We start from the raw sequence: 17,660 nt of genomic DNA on the forward strand, positions 1-17,660 counted from the left end.
ATGGCTCAGCGCATCACCGGACACTATGTTGCTGGCGCTCTCGCAGGGAGCCGTTACCAGGCGTTCGTCCCTGATCCGTTGCCGGCAGTGCCGGCACTGGATTTCGCACAGGCTGAACTGGTGGCGCGCAAAGAGCGCGCCGACCAGGCACTAGGGCGACTGGACGGCATCACGCTGATGCTGCCGGACCCGGAACTGTTTCTCTATCAGTACATCCGCAAGGAAGCCTTGCTGTCGTCCCAGATCGAAGGAACCCAGTCATCGCTCTCGGACCTGTTGCTGTTCGAGATGGATGCGGCACCGGGCGTGCCTGTCGACGATGTCGAAGAAGTGTCCAACTATGTCGCGGCCCTCAACCATGGCTTGCGGCGCCTGCGCGAGGACGATTTCCCGCTGTCGCTGCGTTTGATCCGCGAGATGCATGCGCTATTGCTGCAGGGCGGGCGTGGAGCCGGCAAGCAGCCAGGTGAATTTCGCCGGAGCCAGGTGTGGGTAGGTGGGGCCTCGCCTGCACTTGCACACTTTGTTCCGCCACCGCCAGATGCATTGCCCGACGCGCTGTCGGCACTCGAACAGTTTCTGCATGCGCCGCAGGGGCAGATGCCGCCGTTGGTGAAGGCGGCGCTTGCCCATGTGCAGTTCGAAACCATCCATCCCTTCAGCGATGGCAATGGGCGCCTGGGACGGCTGTTGATTACCTTGATCCTGTGCAGCGAAGGCGTGCTGCGGGAGCCCAGCCTGTATCTGAGCCTGTATTTCAAGCGCCGTCGTGCCGATTACTACGATCGCCTCAATGCGGTGCGACTCAACGGTGATTGGGAAGGATGGCTGGGCTTCTTTCTGGATGGTGTGGCAGAGACCGCGCAACAAGCCGTCGACACCGCGCAGCGCCTGCTGGCACTGTTGGCACGTGATCGGGCCCGCATTGCCGCTTTGGGCCAGCGAGCAGGCAACGTCGGCCTGGTGTTTGAGCAGTTCGCGCGGCGCGTGGTGTTGGCGGTGCCGCAAGTGGCGCCCACCCTGTCGTTGAGTGCGCCCACCATCCGTGCCGCAGTACGCACCCTGCAGGAGCTGGAAATCGTCAACGAACTCACCGGCCAGCAGCGGCATCGTATTTTTGCCTACCACGCCTATCTCGACATCCTCAGCGAAGGAGCGCAGCCGCTGTGAGCGATTCGTTTGCGCACGGCCGTTGCCGACGAGGCACAGAGACCCAGCGTATTTTCGATACTGTCGTGGCGATGTAGCTGGCGACTTGCCAGACACACCCAGTCCAAGCTTTAGCAAATAGAGAGATCCATGAACTACCCCGGCTATCCCTTCACTCCCCAGCGCCTTGACGTGCGTCCCGGCATTGCGATGTCGTATCTGGACGAAGGTCCGCGCGATGGCGAGGTGGTCGTGATGCTGCACGGCAATCCGTCGTGGAGCTATTTGTGGCGGCATCTGGTCAGTGGCCTGTCGGATCGCTACCGCTGCATCGTGCCGGACCATATCGGCATGGGGCTGTCCGACAAGCCGGACGATGCGCCCGACGCGCAGCCGCGCTACGACTACACCTTGCAATCGCGCGTGGACGATCTGGATACCTTGCTGCGGCATCTGGGCATCACTGGGTCGATCACGCTGGCCGTGCACGACTGGGGCGGCATGATCGGGTTCGGCTGGGCGTTGTCGCATCACGCGCAGGTCAAGCGGCTGGTGATCACCAACACCGCTGCATTCCCGTTACCGCCGGAAAAGCCGATGCCGTGGCAGATCGCGATGGGCCGGCATTGGGGATCGGGCGAGTGGTTCATCCGCACGTTCAATGCGTTTTCGTCCGGCGCTTCGTGGTTCGGCGTGTCGCGGCGGATGCCGGCCGACGTGCGTCGCGCTTATGTGGCGCCCTACAACAATTGGCGCAACCGCATCTCCACCATTCGCTTCATGCAGGACATTCCGCTGTCGCCAGCCGACCAGGCCTGGTCGTTGCTGGAGCGCTCGGCGCAGGCATTGCCCTCGTTCGCAGACCGCCCGGCTTTCATCGCGTGGGGCCTGCGCGATATCTGCTTCGACAAGCACTTCCTGGCCGGCTTTCGCCAGGCATTGCCGACTGCCGAGGTCACCGCGTTCGACGATGCCAATCACTACGTGCTGGAAGACAAGCACGAGGTGCTGGTGCCGGCGATTCGCACGTTCCTGGATACGCATCCGCTGTAAGCGAGGCATCCGACACCGATCAATGCGCCGATGGCGTATGCGTCAGCAGCCAGGTCCGGTCACGGCACTGGCAGCGGATTGCGCTGCGCGTCGTCCACGCCGATCCAATCGTCCTGCGTCAGCGCATGCAGACCATGCGCCAGGCGCGACTTGTCGCATTGCGCACTGCGCTGGCCGAATTCCAGCGACGCCGGCACGGCGGCGCAGGAGGACGGGCGGCGGTCGTGGATGCTGCAGCGGCTATAGCGGCCGATGTCGGCATCCAGGGCGATGCAGCGCGGTTGCGATTGCGAGGTGCCGCGCATCACGCGCTCGTGCGTGCGCAAGGAGTCGGTCAGTTCGATCGGTACCCTGCCGCCCAATGCGGGATCGGCTTCGCTCCAGTGGAAACTGACGCGGAAATAGGCGCAGCAAGCGCCGCAGGTAAGGCAGGGGTGTGCCATGGAATGCCGGGCCTGGCGCGGCGAAATCGCGTGGGGAGCGCGGCATTCTGACCGAACCGTGCTGCGATACAAGAGGCATGCGGCCGCCGCCGCTAAGCGATTCATGCGTCGGCATCGGACGGGCGCGTGCCCCGACCACGGCGCGCATCCGCTGCAGGTGCAGGCGCGCCCTGCGCACAAGCGGCCAGCACCGTGAGTGCATGGGTGATAATACGGCGATGACCACTCTCTGCAATATCGCGGCCACCTTGCCGCAGCTGGCGCGCGAGCGCCCCGATCAGATCGCCATTCGCTGCCCCGGCCGCCGCGCCGCCAATGGGTTTGCCGCCTACGACGTGACCTTGAGCTATGCCGAACTGGATGCACGCAGCGATGCGATCGCCGCCGGCCTGGCGCTGCACGGCATCGGCCGTGGCGCGCGCGCGGTGGTGATGGTGCGTCCGTCGCCGGAATTCTTCCTGCTGATGTTTGCCTTGTTCAAGGCCGGTGCGGTGCCGGTGCTGGTGGATCCGGGCATCGACAAGCGCGCGCTCAAGCAATGCCTGGACGAAGCGCAGCCGCAGGCGTTCATCGGCATACCGCTTGCGCAGTTGGCGCGTCGTCTGCTGCGCTGGGCGCGCTCTGCAAAGCAGATCGTCAGCGTCGGTGGCCGTTACGGGTGGGGCGGGGTGACACTGGCGCGCGTGGAGCGCGATGGCGCCGGCGCCGGCAGTCAGCTGGCCAACACCGGGCCGGACGATGTGGCCGCCATCCTGTTCACCAGCGGCTCCACCGGCGTGCCCAAGGGCGTGGTTTACCGACACCGGCATTTCGTCGGCCAGATCGAGTTGCTGCGCAATGCCTTCGGCATGCAGCCCGGTGGCGTGGATCTGCCGACGTTCCCGCCGTTTGCCTTGTTCGATCCTGCTTTGGGGCTGACCTCGGTGATTCCGGACATGGATCCGACCCGCCCGGCCACTGCCGACCCGCGCAAGCTGCACGATGCACTCAACCGCTTCGGAGTGACGCAGTTGTTCGGTTCGCCGGCATTGATGCGCGTGCTGGCCGACTACGGGCAGCCGCTGCCCAAGGTGCGCCTGGCGACGTCGGCAGGCGCACCGGTGCCGCCGGATGTGGTGGCCACCATCCGCGCGCTGCTGCCGGCCGATGCGCAATTCTGGACGCCGTATGGCGCCACCGAATGCCTGCCGGTGGCGGCAATCGAAGGCCGCACCCTGGACGCAACGCGCGCTGCCACCGAAGCCGGTGCCGGAACCTGTGTGGGACAGGTGGTCGCGCCCAATGAGGTGCGCATCATCGCCATCGACGATGCGGCCATTGCCGATTGGAGCGGCGCACGCGTGCTGGCGGTGGGCGAGGTCGGCGAGATCACCGTCGCCGGCCCGACCACCACCGATACCTATTTCAATCGCGATGCGGCCACCCGCATCGCCAAGATCCGCGAGCGCAGCGACGATGGCAGCGAACGCATCGTGCACCGCATGGGCGATGTGGGCTATTTCGATGCGGAAGGACGCTTGTGGTTCTGCGGGCGCAAGACCCATCGCGTGGAGACGGCCACAGGCCCGCTGTACACCGAGCAGGTGGAGCCGGTGTTCAACGTGCATCCCCAGGTGCGGCGCACCGCGCTGGTCGGTGTAGGTGCAGCCGGACAACAGCAACCGGTGCTGTGCGTGGAGTTGCAGCCTGGCGTGTCGGCATCGGCCTTCGCGGACGTGCAAACCGCATTGCGTGCGCTGGGCGCCGCGCATCCGCATACCGCCGGTATCGCACGTTTCCTGCGGCATCCCGGTTTCCCGGTCGACATCCGCCACAACGCCAAGATCGGCCGCGAAAAACTGGCGGTCTGGGCGGCGCAACAGCGTGCGTAAGCACATGCAGCGGTGCGCGCAGCTTAGTGGTTCTTCCGTGTTTCCTCTTGTGATCGGTGCAAAGCGATGAAGATTCTGGTGACCGGCGGTGGTGGATTTCTTGGCCAGGCGTTGTGCCGCGGCTTGCGCGCGCGCGGGCACGAGGTGGTGAGTTTTCAACGCGGCGATTACCCGGTGTTGCAGACGTTGGGCGTGGGCCAGATCCGTGGCGACCTGGCCGACCCGCAAGCGGTGCGGCATGCCTTCGCCGGCATCGATGCGGTCTTCCACAACGCCGCCAAGGCCGGTGCATGGGGCAGCTACGACAGCTATCACCAGGCCAATGTGGTGGGCACGCAGAACGTGCTCGACGCATGCCGCGCCAATGGCGTGCCGCGGCTGATCTACACCTCCACACCCAGCGTCACCCACCGCGCCACCAACCCGGTGGAGGGCCTGGGCGCCGATGAGGTGCCATATGGCGAAGACCTGCGCGCCGCGTATGCGGCGACCAAGGCGATCGCCGAGCGTGCGGTGCTGGCAGCCAACGATGCGCAGCTGGCCACGGTGGCATTGCGTCCGCGGCTGATCTGGGGGCCGGGCGACAATCATCTGTTGCCGCGGCTGGCGGCACGCGCGCGCGCCGGTCGCCTGCGCATGGTGGGCGATGGCAGCAACCTGGTGGACAGCACGTACATCGACAACGCCGCACAAGCGCATTTCGATGCGTTCGACCATCTTGCGCCGGGCGCTGCCTGCGCGGGCAAGGCGTACTTCATTTCCAACGGCGAACCGTTGCCGATGCGCGAGTTGCTCAATCGCCTGCTTGCGGCAGTGGACGCACCGGCGGTGACGCGTTCGCTGTCGTTCAAGACGGCGTACACAATCGGTGCAATCTGCGAGACCATGTGGCCACTGTTGCGTCTGCCTGGCGAAGTGCCGCTGACGCGTTTTCTGGTAGAACAGTTGTGCACGCCGCATTGGTACAGCATGCAACCTGCGCGTCGCGACTTCGGCTATGTGCCACGCATCAGCATCGAAGAAGGCCTGCAACGGCTGCGATCCTCATCTTCCAACGACATCGCCATCACTCGATAAAGACTGCCACATCTTCAGGATACGTCTGCGCCGATTCGGCACGACAACTTCTGGAATCTTTGCCATGCTGCATTACGCCATCATCTTCTTCGTCATCGCCATCATCGCCGCTGTGCTGGGCTTCAGCGGTATCGCCGGTGCGGCGACCAACATTGCCTGGATCCTGTTCGTGGTGTTCCTGATCCTGGCAGTGATCTCGATGTTCCGTCGCGGCAAGGTCTAACGTCCCGCTGCGATACGCCACGGCAGCGGCGCTGCCGATCGGTGCTCACATGGCCCGCTTCCGCAAGGAGGCGGGCCATGTGCGTTATGGCGGTTTTTCAGTGGGGTCTTTGCCCCTCACAGCAGTTTTTCCAGGTATTGCACCTGCTTGCCACCAGCCAGCACCGCATCGCCGATCGGTACGAATCCCAGTTGCCGATGCAACGCCAGCGATGCCGGATTGGGCGGGCTCAGATTCACTTCGCACACCAGGCGCGGCTGCGCTGCCGCACACGCGCTGCGGATGAGGTCGGCGTACAGTTGCCCGGCAAGGCCGCGTCGCCGCGCATGGACGCCGATCACGATGCGGTCCACATAGACAAAGCGCGCAAAGCGCTTCGATAGCCACGCATAGTTGGCATTGGCGTAGTCAGCGCTCTGATCCAGTGCGATCAACAGGCCGTCTGCCGGCGGGATCACGCTGGCATGCCATGCCCGTTGCAACAACGCGGCCAGCCCATCGGCATCGAGCAACGACAGTGCTGTGGCATGGGCATTGTTGAGTGCGAGCAATGCGGCATGGTCGTGCGCCTGCACTGCGCGCGGCTGCGCGGCGCTCATGCGCGGGTGTCTACCGCGCTGCGCAGCAATTGATCGTCCGCATGCCGTTGCAGTGCCAGTTCGATCAACTGCGTGATCAAGCCGCGATAGTCCAGCCCGCTTGCCTGCCAGAGTTTGGGATACATGCTGATGCGGGTGAAGCCCGGAAGCGTATTGACCTCGTTGATCACGATGCGTCCGTCTGCACACAGGAACACATCCACGCGCGCCATGCCGGCGCAATCCAGCGCTTGATACGCCTGCACCGCAAGGTGCTGGATGCGCTGCTGCGTCTGCGCATCCAGCTCGGCGGGGATCACGATGTCGGCGCCGTGCGCGCTGATGTATTTGGTGTCGTACGAATAAAACGCATCGTGCACCACCACTTCGCCGCACACGCTGGCCCGTGGCGTGGCATTTCCCAGCACCGCGCATTCGATCTCGCGGCCGACAATGGCCGCTTCCACCAGCACCTTGTGGTCGTAGGACAACGCCAAGGCGAGTGCGGCGGTAAAGGCGTCCGCGCTGCGCACCTGGCTGACGCCCACCGACGAGCCCTGATTGGCCGGTTTGACGAACAACGGCAACCCCAGCTGCGCGATCAACGCATCCACATCGGCGTGCGCGGCGGTGTGACGGTTGAAGCAGACAAACGGTGCCACCGCCAGGCCGGCATCGCGCAGCACGCGCTTGGCCATGTCCTTGTCCATCGCCACCGCCGAGCCAAGCACGCCGGAGCCGACGAAGGGCAGGTTGGCCATGCGCAGCAATCCCTGCAGCGAGCCGTCTTCGCCCAGGGTGCCGTGCACGATCGGGAACACCACATCGATCTGCGCCAGCGCCTGCTCGGTGTCCACTGGCCGCAGCTGCGCCTGCTCGGCGCCGGGTAGCACCGCCACCGAGCGTCCGCTGCGGTGCAGGGCGATCCGACCCAGGTCGTCGGCATCGTGCAGAAAGCCCTCCGCCGCGCTCAGATGCCACTGGCCCTGCTTGTCGATGCCGATCAGTACCGGCTCGAAGCGCTGCGGGTCGAGCGCGTCCAGGATGTTGCGTGCCGACTGCAGCGAGACCTCGTGCTCGGCGGATTTGCCGCCAAAGATGAGACCGACCCGGATCTTGCGCATCGCCTGCTCCTGCCAGTTATTCGAAAAGATCGCCAGCATGCCCGTGACCGGCAGGCCGAAGGAAGCCGGCAGATCGGGCGGGCGGCAACTGTGCGCGGACGCTGCGCTCATCGGCGCAGGGAGCGATGGTCGCGACGGGCCGCCCGCACCGCGCCGCGAGCGCACCATCCTGGTCAGCCGCCGTGCAGCGCCGGCCTGCCAGGCACCCCAGGCGTCGACCGGTGCATCGATCGTTCCACCGCCAGGCAAGCGCCTGCCGTGGCCACCGCAGCAGCCTCCGGCGCGCAGCGCCCCACCATCGTCAGCCAGCTGCGACATGCGGGGGCGGTAGAATGCGCCCATGTCCGCATCACTTTTCAATTCTCTCAAGCCGCTCGCCGGCCAGGCCCTGCAGGCCGCGCTCAATCGCGCCCTGGCGCTGGACCCGGATACCCGCGACTCCCTGTTGCCGCTGGAAGGCCAGCGCATCGCCCTGACCCTGGACGCGCCCGCACTTGCGCTGCAGATCCGCGTGCACGAGCGACGGCTGCTGGTCGGCCCGGTGGATCAGGCACAGGAGCCGGATCTGGCGGTGCGCAGCAGCCTGGCCGGCCTGCTTGGGCAGCTGCCGTTTCTGGCCAATGCGCGTCGCAGCGGTGCGCCGGCGGGGCGGCTCAAGGTCTCCGGCGACGCGGAGCTTGCGCGCCAGCTGCAGCAACTGGCCGGGCGCTTCGACCCGGATTGGCAGCTGCCGTTCGTGACGGTGTTCGGGCAGATCCTGGGTGTACAGATTGCCGGCGCGGTGCGTGCAGCGCTGCAGCAGGCCCGTCGCAGTGCATCGGATCTGGCACATAGCGCGGCCGAATTCGTCACCGAGGAATCGCGCGATGTGGTGCCGCGGGCCGAGCTCGAGGCCTTCCATGACGACGTGGACGAGCTGCGCGACGATGTCGAACGGCTGGCTGCGCGCGTCACTCGCCTGCGCGCCGCCGGAGGCACGCCATGAAGGCGATCCTGCGGGCCAGCCGCATCGGCCGGGTGATCCTGCGCTACCGCCTGGACGACCTGCTGCAAGGCACGGCCGCCGAGCGCTGGCTGCGTGTGGCCAAGCCGTTCGTGCCGCGTGCCAGCGCCGAGATCGCCGCGCAATCGCGCGGTGCGCGGCTGCGGCTGGCGTTGCAGGAACTGGGGCCGATCTTCGTCAAGTTCGGGCAGATCCTGTCGACCCGTCGCGACCTGATCCCCGCCGACGTGGCCGAAGAACTCACCTTGCTGCAGGACCGGGTCAAGCCATTCGATGGGCAGGCCGCGCGTCTGATCGTGGAAGGCGCGCTCGGCCTGCCGGTCAGCGTGGCGTTTGCCTCCTTCGACACCGTGCCGCTGGCCTCGGCGTCGATTGCGCAGGTGCATGCGGCCACGTTGCCGCCGGACGCCGATGGCGTGCGCCGCGAAGTGGTGGTCAAGGTGCTGCGCCCGGACATCGAGCGCCAGATCGATGCCGACATCGCGCTGCTGCATTCGCTGGCCACGCTGGTCGAGCGCACTCACCCGCGCGCCGACAAGATCCGCCCGCGCGAAGTGGTGGCCGAGATCGAAGGCACGCTGTCGGCCGAGCTCGACCTGCAGCGCGAAGGCGCCAATGCCAGCGTGCTGCGCCGGTTCTGGGAAGGCTCGGACGATCTGTACGTGCCGGAAGTGATCTGGTCGCACACCGCCGAGCGCGCGCTCACGCTGGAGCGCGTGTACGGCATTCCGTCCGACGATATCGTCAAGCTCGATGCCGCCGGCATCGACCGCAAGGCGCTGGCGGCCAAGGGCGTGCGGGTGTTCTACACCCAGGTGTTCCGCGACAACTTCTTCCATGCCGATGCGCACGCCGGCAACATCTGGGTCGACTCGGATCCGGAGCGCCGGCTCAATCCGCGCTTCATCGCGCTGGATTTCGGCATCATGGGCCAGCTCTCGCAGGAAGATCAGTACTACCTGGCCGAGAACTTCATGGCGATCTTCCACAAGGATTACCGCCGCATGGCCGAGCTGCACGTGGAGGCGGGCTGGATGCCGTCCAACGTGCGCATCGACGAACTGGAAGCGGCTGCGCGCTCGGTGTGCGAGCCCTACTTCACCCGGCCGCTGTCGGAGATTTCGCTGGCGCAGGTGCTGATCAAGCTGTTCCGCGTGGCGCAGCGCTATGAACTGACCCTGCAGCCGCAGCTGATCCTGCTGCAGAAGACCTTGCTCAACATCGAAGGCGTGGGCCGTCAGCTCGACCCCAAGCTGGATATCTGGGCGGTGGCGCGACCGGTGCTCGAACGCATCCTGCGCGAGCGCTACAGCCCACGCAGGATGCTGGGCGAGTTGAGCAAGCGGCTACCGGAAATCATGACCCACGCACCGGACATGCCGCGCCTGGTGCACAGCTGGTTGAAGCAGCAGGTGGAAGGCCGCCATCAGCTCGACATCCGCTCGGCCGAGTTGCGCGCGCTGGACATCAGCCTGCGCAAGCTGCAGACCCGCGTGGTCACGGCGATCACCGGCAGCGGCTTGCTGGTGGTGGCGGCCGTGTTGTATGGCCTGCATCCGGACGGCTGGTACCTGGGCACGGTGCCGGTATGGAGCTGGATCAGCGGCGGCGCCGGGTCGGCGGCCCTGCTGGTCGCCTGGCTACGGCGATAGGATTCGGCCATGTCCGACGACGCAACCGATGCACTGCCTGCTGCGCCGATTGCCGCGCTGGATGTACCGCCGCGTACGCAGAGTTCCAGCTATCCGCCGGTGTTCGCTGCGCAGATGGACGGCCGCCAGAAGCGTGCGCTGGGTGCCCTGTTCGGGCTGCGCAACTTCGGCGTCAACCTGACCACGCTGGCGCCGGGTGCACGCTCGGCGTTGCGGCACGGGCATTCGTTGCAGGATGAATTCGTCTACATCGTCAGCGGTACGCCGAGCCTGATGAGCAACGCAGGCGAGCGACTGCTGCAGCCGGGCATGTGCGCCGGATTCCGCGCCGGGGACGGCGATGCGCATTGCCTGATCAATCGTAGCCAGGCGGCGGTGACGTATCTGGAAGTGGGCGACCGCAGCGCCGGCGATTGCATCACCTACCCGGACGACGATCTGATGCTGGTCAGCACTGAAGACGGGCAGTGGTCGTACCGGCACAAGGACGGCACGCCTTACTGAGGGCGCTTGTGGTGAGCGATCCGCGGGCTGGGCCACCGCCGTGGGTCAGTTCAACCGGTTGATCGGCGCAGCGACGCGGTGGCATACGCTGTCGGCGATGGGGATAATCCGCCGGTGAGCACATCACCCAAGCATCTGCAGATTCTCTACCAGGACGATGTCCTGGCCGTCGTCGACAAACCCGCCGGCCTGATGGTCCACGACAGCAAGCTGGCGCGCGGGGAGGACGACTTTCTGGCCGACCGCCTGCGCGAACAGCTGGGCAAGCCGATCTTCCTGGTGCACCGGCTCGACCGCGCCACCAGCGGCTGCCTGCTGCTGGCGTTCGACCGCGACGCCGCCAGCGCGCTGGGCAAGGCCTTGATGGCCGGCGAAGTGGAGAAGGACTATCTGACGGTGTGCCGCGGCTGGCCGGCCGAGGAGCGCTTCAGCGTCGACCACGACCTGGACGGCGGCCCCGGCAAGCCGGTCAAGAAGCCGGCGGTGACCCACTTCCAGCGCCTGGCCACCGGCGAGCTGGAGATCCCGTCCACCGGCTTTGCCACGTCGCGCTATGCATTGCTGCGCTGCCAGCCGCAGACCGGGCGGTTCCGGCAGATTCGCCGACACATGAAGCATCTGTCGCATCACATGATCGGCGACACCAGCCACGGCGATGGCCGCCACAACCGCAGCTTCCGCATGCTCGGCGTCCACCGCATGCTGCTGCACGCCGAGCGCCTGGGGTTTCCGCATCCGGCCGATGGACGGCGCATCAGCGTCACTGCGCCGCTGGATGTGGAATTCGCCAAGGCCTGTGCGTTGTTCGGGTGGGAGATGGCGGGGTTGGGAGTCGTGCCGACGGCGTGATGGGGCGTGCCTGGTTCAGCGATCGGGACGTCCACTCAGCCTGCAGGAAATCTGCGCAGCCGTCCCCTCACCCCAACCCCTCTCCCGCAGGCGGGAGAGGGGCTCAGGCGTGACACTCATTGCTCGCCTTCCTCGCCTTCCTCGCCTTCCCGCGTTCCCGCCTTCCCTGCTCGCCTTCCAACTTGCTTTCTTCCCTCGCTTGCGGGGGAAGGTGCCCGAAGGGCGGATGGGGGCAAGCCCGCCACTGGGCCCTCAGGACAACAGCACTCCCGACGGGAGCGGGGCTGCTTCGGTCAGCGGAAAAGTGGATGCACTGCGTTGATCGGCAACGCACCGCAACCGCCGCCACGGCGTTGCGATTCCCCAATCCCGAATCCCGAATCCCCGCCCTTCAGGGCTTCTGCGCCGCCGCAGCCGGCTCGTTGACGATCTTCTCCAGGTCCTTCTGCAGATCGGCAAACAGCGGCAGCATCTTCTGCTGGATGGCGCCCATCAGGTTCTGGGTCAGGGCGGGGGTCTTGTCCAGCAGGCTCTGGCCGGCCGAGCTCTCGTAGAACTCGGCCATGGCCAGCACGTCCTCGCGCGAGAACGAGCGCTTGTAGATGTCCACGTACATCGGGCGCAGCTCCGACCACGACAGCGCCTTGCGCACGGTCTGGCGGGTACGCTCCTGGATGCGTTGCAGCTGCGCCTGCTGGTCGGGGTCGAGCTGGCGCTGCGCGGTGAGCTGGGCGAACTGCTGCTGCTGCATCGCTTCGATCTGCGGCAGCATGGTGTCCAGCATGGTCTGCGCGCGCGAGGCGGCCAGCAGACGGTTGACGTCGGCATCGGTGGGCGCCTGCGCCAGCGCGGTCGGCGCGGCCACCGCCAGCAGGGCAGCCAGCAACAGGCGGCGGGCGAGTGCGCCGGCGGCGGCGAGCGAATCGAGTGTCATCGGAGCATCCTGCAATCGGGGAACCGGCCGCAGCATACGGGAAGCCGGTGTTCGCGCGCGCGTCCACGCCGCTGCCGATACAATCGCCGGACAATGGCCAGCGACCCGATCCAGATCACCCCCAGCCTGACGATTCCGCCCAGCGAACTCGTCGAACGCTTCGTGCGCGCCAGCGGCGCGGGCGGGCAGAACGTCAACAAGGTCTCCACCGCGGTGGAACTGCGTTTCGACGTGGCCGGCTCGCCGTCGCTGCCCGAACCGTTGCGCGCGCGGCTGCTGTCGCGGCGCGATCGTCGCATGACCGCCGAGGGCGTGCTGGTGATCGACGCGCAGCGCTTCCGCACCCAGGACCGCAACCGCGAGGATGCGCGCGAGCGGCTGGCCGAGATCATCAGTGCGTGCCTGTCGGTGCCCAAGCGCCGGGTCGCCACCAAACCGAGTCACGGTGCCAAGCTGCGGCGGCTGGATGCCAAGCGTGAGCGCAGCCATATCAAGCGTGGACGCTCTGCGTCCCACTGGGAGTAAGCGTGAGTCACACCGACCCGTCGTTGCCACCGGTAACACAGGCCAACATCCTGCTGCAGCCATCCCCTCCCAGAATGCCGCGGGCGCACGGCCGCTTCGGCCGCTGGCTGGGGCGTACGGCGCTACGTCTGACCGGCTGGCGCCTGCTCGGGCGGCTGCCCGACGAGCCCAAGCTGGTGATGATCGTCGCGCCGCATTCGTCCAACTGGGACGGCTTCCTGGGCTTTGCGGCCAAGTTCGCGCTGGGCTTCGACGTGCGCGTGCTGGGCAAGACGCAGCTGTTCTGGTGGCCGCTGGGGCCGCTGCTGCGCAAGCTCGGCGCCATCCCGCTGGATCGCAGTTCGCCGCAGGGCACCATCGGCCAGGCGGTGCGGCTGATCCGCAACTCCGAGCAGATGTGGTACGTGATCACCCCCGAAGGCACCCGCAAGCGCGTGGAGAATTGGAAGGCCGGTTTCTGGAAGATCGCCTCCGATGCCAAGGTGCCGATCCTGCCGGTGTACTTCGACTACCCCAGCAAGACCGTGGGCATCGGCGAGCCGTTCTGGACCGGCACCGACATGGCGGCCGACATCGCCGCCATCCGCACCTGGTACCGCCCGTGGCGCGGCAAGCATCGCGATACGCTGTAGGTGAGCGTCTAGTGGCGCCCATGCGCCTTGCCAACAGGTATCAGGTCACGTGAAATACATTGACGTTGAGTGGAAGCATCAAAATATCGATGAGCCGACACGGTTGGTGTCGGAGCTTGATCACCACAGCTGCGAGATCCGCAAACTTGAGTTCTTCCTAGATGGCAAGGTCGGTTTTGCGACCCGGCACATCAACTCCCCTGGGACCGAACTAAGCAGCACTGCAATACCTCCACTTGCGGAGGTCAACCAATCATCCGAGTTCAATGGAGTTTGCATCAGCGCTCAGATATTTGAGAGCCTGTGGGCGGCTCATGCACCGGTGAAGGCCTAACACTTACTCAAGACAACGCCGTGTCGCGAGTCTGCTAACTCTGGTATTTGGCCAATCGTGGGAGGCATCATTTTGAGCCATGGATGCATTCGATATGGCGCATTGGCCGGCGTCGAACTAAGCCCGTATTCACCGATCAGACTTGCCTAGCTGCCCGGCATGGACGGTCACCTCAATCAATTGCAGCAGAGGAAAAATCATGATCGCTTCGTCAGCGCGTGCGTTGTGCCTGTCGCTAGCGTTATGTAGTGGTCCCGCACTGGCGGCCACGTCGATGCTGGTGATCCACGGCGGCGCCGGGGTGGAAAAATCCAGCCTTTCCAGCGAGGAACAGGCGCAGGCGCGCGAGGCGATGCAACGCGCGCTGCGTGCCGGGCACGCGGTTCTGCAAGGTGGCGGCAGTGCGGTGGATGCGGTGGCGGCCACCATCACCGTGCTGGAGGATGCGCCGCAGTTCAACGCCGGGCGCGGTGCTGTGTTCACCCATGACGGCAAGAACGAACTGGATGCCGCGATCATGGACGGCGCCACCGGCAAGGCCGGCGCGATTGCCGGCGTGCACACGGTCAGGAACCCGATCCAGCTGGCGCGCAGCGTCATGGACCATTCCAAGCACGTGATGCTGATCGGTGACGGCGCCGAACAGTTCGCGCGCGAGCAGGGCGTCACCCTGGTCGACCCAAGTTACTTTCGCACCGACAAACGCTGGCAGCAGCTGCAAAAAGCGCTCAAGGCCGAGGCCGGCGACCGCAAGGCACAAGCCGAACTGGATCTGGAAACCGCCAAGCACTTCGGCACCGTCGGCGCGTTGGCGCTGGACCGCGACGGTCATCTGGCCGCCGGCACATCCACCGGCGGCATGACCAACAAGCGCTATGGCCGCGTGGGCGATGCGCCCATCATCGGCGCCGGTACCTACGCCAATGCGCAGTGCGCGGTGTCCGGCACCGGCTGGGGCGAGTTCTACATCCGTGCGGTGGCCGCCTACGACATCTGCGCGCGCATGAAGTACGCCGGGCAATCGCTGCAACAGGCCGCCGAGGCGGTGATCGATCAGCAGATCCCGAAGGCCGGCGGCGATGGCGGCGCCATCGCGCTGGATGCGCAAGGCAACATCGCCTTCCCGTTCAATACCCAGGGCATGTACCGCGGCTGGATCGGTGCCGACGGCACCGCGCATGTGGCCATCTTCAAGGACGAGACGCTCTGACGGGGCTTGGGCGTGGCCCCCACGCCCGCTAGCCGACGGCTGCCCGCAAGCAACCCTGAAAAATCCCGTGCTGCACGCTGTCGCCCGTGGCTGGTGACCGGTGCCGGGCCTGCATCTGCGCCCCCTTCAGCTTTGCCAATCCCAACCGGATTCATCCAGCCAATCCAACGGCACATGCCGGCGCTGCGCAAACCCGCTAGCGTGACCGGTTGCCGTAACAACCACTCAGGAATCACACGCCATGTCGCGTACCGTCGTTCTGGCCGCCGCCATCACCCTGGCATTGGCCGCATGTTCTGGAAAAGAGCCATCCGGTAAGGAGTCCACCACCGTGCCCGAAAAGACCACCACGCCGGCCGCGGACGCAGCGCCGAACCCGTTGCTGACCGCCAGCACGCTGCCATTCCAGGCGCCGCCGTTCGACAAGATCAAGGACAGCGATTACCTTCCCGCGTTCGAAGAAGGCATGCGCCTGCATCTGGCCGAGGTGCGCAAGATTGCCGACAACACCGAAGCGCCCACCTTCGACAACACCATCGAGGCACTGGAGCGCAGCGGCGAGACGCTGACGCGCGTGTCGCGCATCTTCTTCGGGCTGGTGCAGGCCGATACCAGCGATGCACGCCAGAAGATCCAGGAAGAGATCGCGCCCAAGCTGGCCGCGCATCAGGACGAGATCAACCTTGATCCGAAGCTGTTCGCACGCGTCAAGACCCTCTACGACCAGCGCGATACGCTGAATCTGGAGCCGGAACAAAAGCGCCTGGTCGAGCGCGACTACGAAGAACTGGTGCGCTCCGGCGCGCAGCTCTCCGATGCCGACAAGGACAGCCTGCGCAAGCTCAACGTGGAAGAAACCACGTTGTCCACGCAGTTCCATACCCGTCTGGTTGCAGCCTCCGCTGCCGGTGCAGTGGTGGTGGACGACAAGGCCAAACTAGATGGGCTGAGCGAGGGCGACATCGCCGCCGCCGCCGATGCCGCCAAGGCGCGCAAGCTCGATGGCAACTATCTGCTGACCTTGCAGAACACCACCCAGCAACCGGTGCTCGCTTCGTTGAAGGATCGCGCACTGCGCGCCGAGGTGTTGAAGGCCTCCGAAACCCGCGCAGAAAAGGGCGATGCCAACGACACGCGGCAGACCATCCAGCGCCTGGCGCAGCTACGCGCGCAAAAGGCCAAGTTGCTCGGCTTCGCCAATTACGCGGCCTACAGCCTGGGCGACCAGATGGCCAAGACCCCGGAGGCGGCGCTGAAGCTGCTGACCGACACCGTGCCGGCGGCCACTGCCAAGGCGCGCCGCGAAGTGGCCGAGATGCAGAAGGTCATCGACGCGCAGAAGGGTGATTTCAAACTCGCCGCGTCCGATTGGGATTTCTACGCCGAGCAGGTGCGCAAGGCCAAGTACGACCTGGACGAGGCGCAGATCAAGCCGTATTTCGAACTGGACAACGTGCTGCAGAACGGCGTTTTCTACGCCGCCACCCAGTTGTACGGCATCACCTTCAAGCAGCGCACCGACATCCCGACCTATCACGCGGACATGAAGGTGTACGAAGTCTTCGACGCGGACGGCACCTCGATGGCGCTGTTCTACACCGACTACTTCAAGCGCGACAGCAAGTCCGGCGGTGCCTGGATGGATGTGTTCGTCGAGCAGGACGGCCTCACCGGTGCCAAGCCGGTGGTCTACAACGTCTGCAACTTCACCAAGCCGGCCGCCGGCCAGCCGGCGCTGTTGAGCTTCGATGACGTCACCACGCTGTTCCATGAGTTCGGCCACGCGCTGCACGGCATGTTCTCCAAGGTGAAGTACCCCTCGATCGCCGGCACCAGCACCTCGCGCGATTTTGTGGAATTCCCCTCGCAGTTCAACGAGCATTGGGCCTCCGATCCGAAGGTCTTCGCCAACTACGCCAAGCATTATCAAACCGGCGCAGCGATGCCGGCCGAGCTGGTGGAAAAGATCAAGAAGGCCAAGACCTTCAACAGCGGCTACGCCACCACCGAATATCTGTCGGCCGCGCTGCTCGATCTGGCCTGGCATACCCAGCCGGCCGACGCGCCGCTGCAGGACGTAAGCAAGTTCGAAGCCGACGCGCTCAAGCGCTTCAAGGTCGACCTGGCCGAAGTGCCGCCGCGCTACCGCAGCAGCTATTTCGACCACATCTGGGGCGGCGGTTATTCGGCCGGGTACTACGCGTATTTCTGGTCGGAAGTGCTTGACGATGACGCGTTCGAATGGTTCAAGGAAAACGGTGGCTTGACCCGCAAGAACGGCGACATCTTCCGCGCCAAGATCCTTTCGCGCGGCAACACGGTCGATCTGGCCACGTTGTATCGCGACTTCCGCGGCAAGGACCCCAGCGTCAAGGCGCTGCTGGAAAATCGTGGACTGACCGATTAAGGAATCTCTGAATAACGCACTACAGATACGCGACACTATCCGCCTCATGTTGAGGAGTGATCCATGCAACTGACGTTCGGTGACGCTGAGGG

Annotated in this window: 18 protein-coding genes; 14 read left to right on the forward strand and 4 right to left on the reverse strand. The window is 65.5% G+C overall.

The features are described 5' to 3' along the window. Together FHY19_RS14710 and FHY19_RS14715 are read left to right on the forward strand one after the other, a co-directional pair. Complete coding sequence (locus tag FHY19_RS14710; protein ID WP_259166914.1) at positions 1-1,170, forward strand: Fic family protein; 1,170 nt, start codon at positions 1-3, stop codon at positions 1,168-1,170. A 129-nt stretch (positions 1,171-1,299) separates the two neighbouring features. Next, on the forward strand, positions 1,300-2,202 hold the full coding sequence (locus FHY19_RS14715) for an alpha/beta fold hydrolase (RefSeq protein ID WP_259166915.1): 903 nt from the start codon (positions 1,300-1,302) through the stop codon (positions 2,200-2,202). Between the two features lie 59 nt (positions 2,203-2,261). On the opposite strand, the gene FHY19_RS14720 is transcribed toward FHY19_RS14715, so the two are convergent. Then, entirely contained in the window at positions 2,262-2,645 is a 384-nt protein-coding gene (locus tag FHY19_RS14720) for a YkgJ family cysteine cluster protein (protein WP_259159507.1), read from the reverse strand. 218 nt (positions 2,646-2,863) lie between these two features. Between FHY19_RS14720 and oleC the strand changes: the two genes are divergently transcribed. The 3 genes from oleC to FHY19_RS14735 all read left to right on the forward strand — a co-directional run bounded on the left by oleC (position 2,864) and on the right by FHY19_RS14735 (position 5,816). Continuing rightward, a complete protein-coding gene (oleC, locus tag FHY19_RS14725; protein ID WP_259166916.1) occupies positions 2,864-4,516 on the forward strand; it encodes an olefin beta-lactone synthetase in 1,653 nt (550 codons plus the stop codon). A 66-nt stretch (positions 4,517-4,582) separates the two neighbouring features. Beyond that, complete coding sequence (gene oleD, locus FHY19_RS14730) at positions 4,583-5,593, forward strand: 2-alkyl-3-oxoalkanoate reductase (protein ID WP_259166917.1); 1,011 nt, start codon at positions 4,583-4,585, stop codon at positions 5,591-5,593. A gap of 64 nt (positions 5,594-5,657) precedes the next feature. Then, positions 5,658-5,816 (forward strand): DUF1328 domain-containing protein, encoded by a 159-nt coding sequence (locus FHY19_RS14735; protein ID WP_003468167.1) that lies wholly within the window; start codon positions 5,658-5,660, stop codon positions 5,814-5,816. A 116-nt stretch (positions 5,817-5,932) separates the two neighbouring features. Here FHY19_RS14735 and FHY19_RS14740 read toward each other — a convergent pair whose 3' ends face one another. Both FHY19_RS14740 and ddlA read right to left on the reverse strand, forming a co-directional pair. Next, on the reverse strand, positions 5,933-6,415 hold the full coding sequence (locus FHY19_RS14740; RefSeq protein WP_259166918.1) for a GNAT family N-acetyltransferase: 483 nt from the start codon (positions 6,413-6,415) through the stop codon (positions 5,933-5,935). Then, positions 6,412-7,518 (reverse strand): D-alanine--D-alanine ligase, encoded by a 1,107-nt coding sequence (gene ddlA / locus FHY19_RS14745; protein WP_259166964.1) that lies wholly within the window; start codon positions 7,516-7,518, stop codon positions 6,412-6,414. Before ddlA ends, FHY19_RS14740 begins: the two co-directional genes overlap by 4 nt. 340 nt (positions 7,519-7,858) lie before the next feature. Here ddlA and FHY19_RS14750 point away from each other — a divergent pair, with 340 nt between their 5' ends. The 4 genes from FHY19_RS14750 to FHY19_RS14765 all read left to right on the forward strand — a co-directional run bounded on the left by FHY19_RS14750 (position 7,859) and on the right by FHY19_RS14765 (position 11,526). Further along, the gene (locus tag FHY19_RS14750; RefSeq protein WP_259166920.1) at positions 7,859-8,503 is read left to right on the forward strand and encodes an SCP2 sterol-binding domain-containing protein; all 645 of its coding nucleotides are present in this window, start codon (positions 7,859-7,861) and stop codon (positions 8,501-8,503) included. After that, positions 8,500-10,173, forward strand: a complete 1,674-nt coding sequence (gene ubiB / locus FHY19_RS14755) for a ubiquinone biosynthesis regulatory protein kinase UbiB (protein ID WP_259166921.1) — start codon at positions 8,500-8,502, stop codon at positions 10,171-10,173. Before FHY19_RS14750 ends, ubiB begins: the two co-directional genes overlap by 4 nt. Positions 10,174-10,182: 9 nt before the next feature. Beyond that, positions 10,183-10,677: a cupin domain-containing protein gene (locus FHY19_RS14760; RefSeq protein WP_259166922.1), complete on the forward strand. Its 495-nt coding sequence runs from the start codon at positions 10,183-10,185 to the stop codon at positions 10,675-10,677. A 78-nt stretch (positions 10,678-10,755) separates the two neighbouring features. Next, positions 10,756-11,526: a pseudouridine synthase gene (locus tag FHY19_RS14765; RefSeq protein WP_326521139.1), complete on the forward strand. Its 771-nt coding sequence runs from the start codon at positions 10,756-10,758 to the stop codon at positions 11,524-11,526. Between the two features lie 391 nt (positions 11,527-11,917). On the opposite strand, the gene FHY19_RS14770 is transcribed toward FHY19_RS14765, so the two are convergent. Next, entirely contained in the window at positions 11,918-12,496 is a 579-nt protein-coding gene (locus FHY19_RS14770; RefSeq protein ID WP_259166924.1) for a DUF2059 domain-containing protein, read from the reverse strand. Positions 12,497-12,553: 57 nt separating this feature from the next. Between FHY19_RS14770 and arfB the strand changes: the two genes are divergently transcribed. From arfB to dcp, 5 genes are all read left to right on the forward strand, one after another. Next, positions 12,554-12,985, forward strand: coding sequence for an alternative ribosome rescue aminoacyl-tRNA hydrolase ArfB (gene arfB, locus FHY19_RS14775; protein WP_259166925.1), 432 nt, complete (start codon positions 12,554-12,556; stop codon positions 12,983-12,985). Positions 12,986-12,987: 2 nt separating this feature from the next. Beyond that, entirely contained in the window at positions 12,988-13,617 is a 630-nt protein-coding gene (locus tag FHY19_RS14780) for a lysophosphatidylcholine acyltransferase (protein WP_104611846.1), read from the forward strand. Positions 13,618-13,666: 49 nt separating this feature from the next. Next, on the forward strand, positions 13,667-13,951 hold the full coding sequence (locus FHY19_RS14785) for a hypothetical protein (protein WP_259166926.1): 285 nt from the start codon (positions 13,667-13,669) through the stop codon (positions 13,949-13,951). A 199-nt stretch (positions 13,952-14,150) separates the two neighbouring features. Next, positions 14,151-15,161, forward strand: a complete 1,011-nt coding sequence (locus FHY19_RS14790) for an isoaspartyl peptidase/L-asparaginase (RefSeq protein WP_259166927.1) — start codon at positions 14,151-14,153, stop codon at positions 15,159-15,161. Between the two features lie 241 nt (positions 15,162-15,402). Beyond that, the gene (dcp, locus tag FHY19_RS14795) at positions 15,403-17,568 is read left to right on the forward strand and encodes a peptidyl-dipeptidase Dcp (protein WP_259166928.1); all 2,166 of its coding nucleotides are present in this window, start codon (positions 15,403-15,405) and stop codon (positions 17,566-17,568) included. Positions 17,569-17,660 lie beyond the last annotated feature (92 nt).

Origin of the sequence: Xanthomonas sp. 4461, from assembly GCF_024806475.1 — a bacterium.
Taxonomy (GTDB): domain Bacteria; phylum Pseudomonadota; class Gammaproteobacteria; order Xanthomonadales; family Xanthomonadaceae; genus Xanthomonas; species Xanthomonas arboricola_F.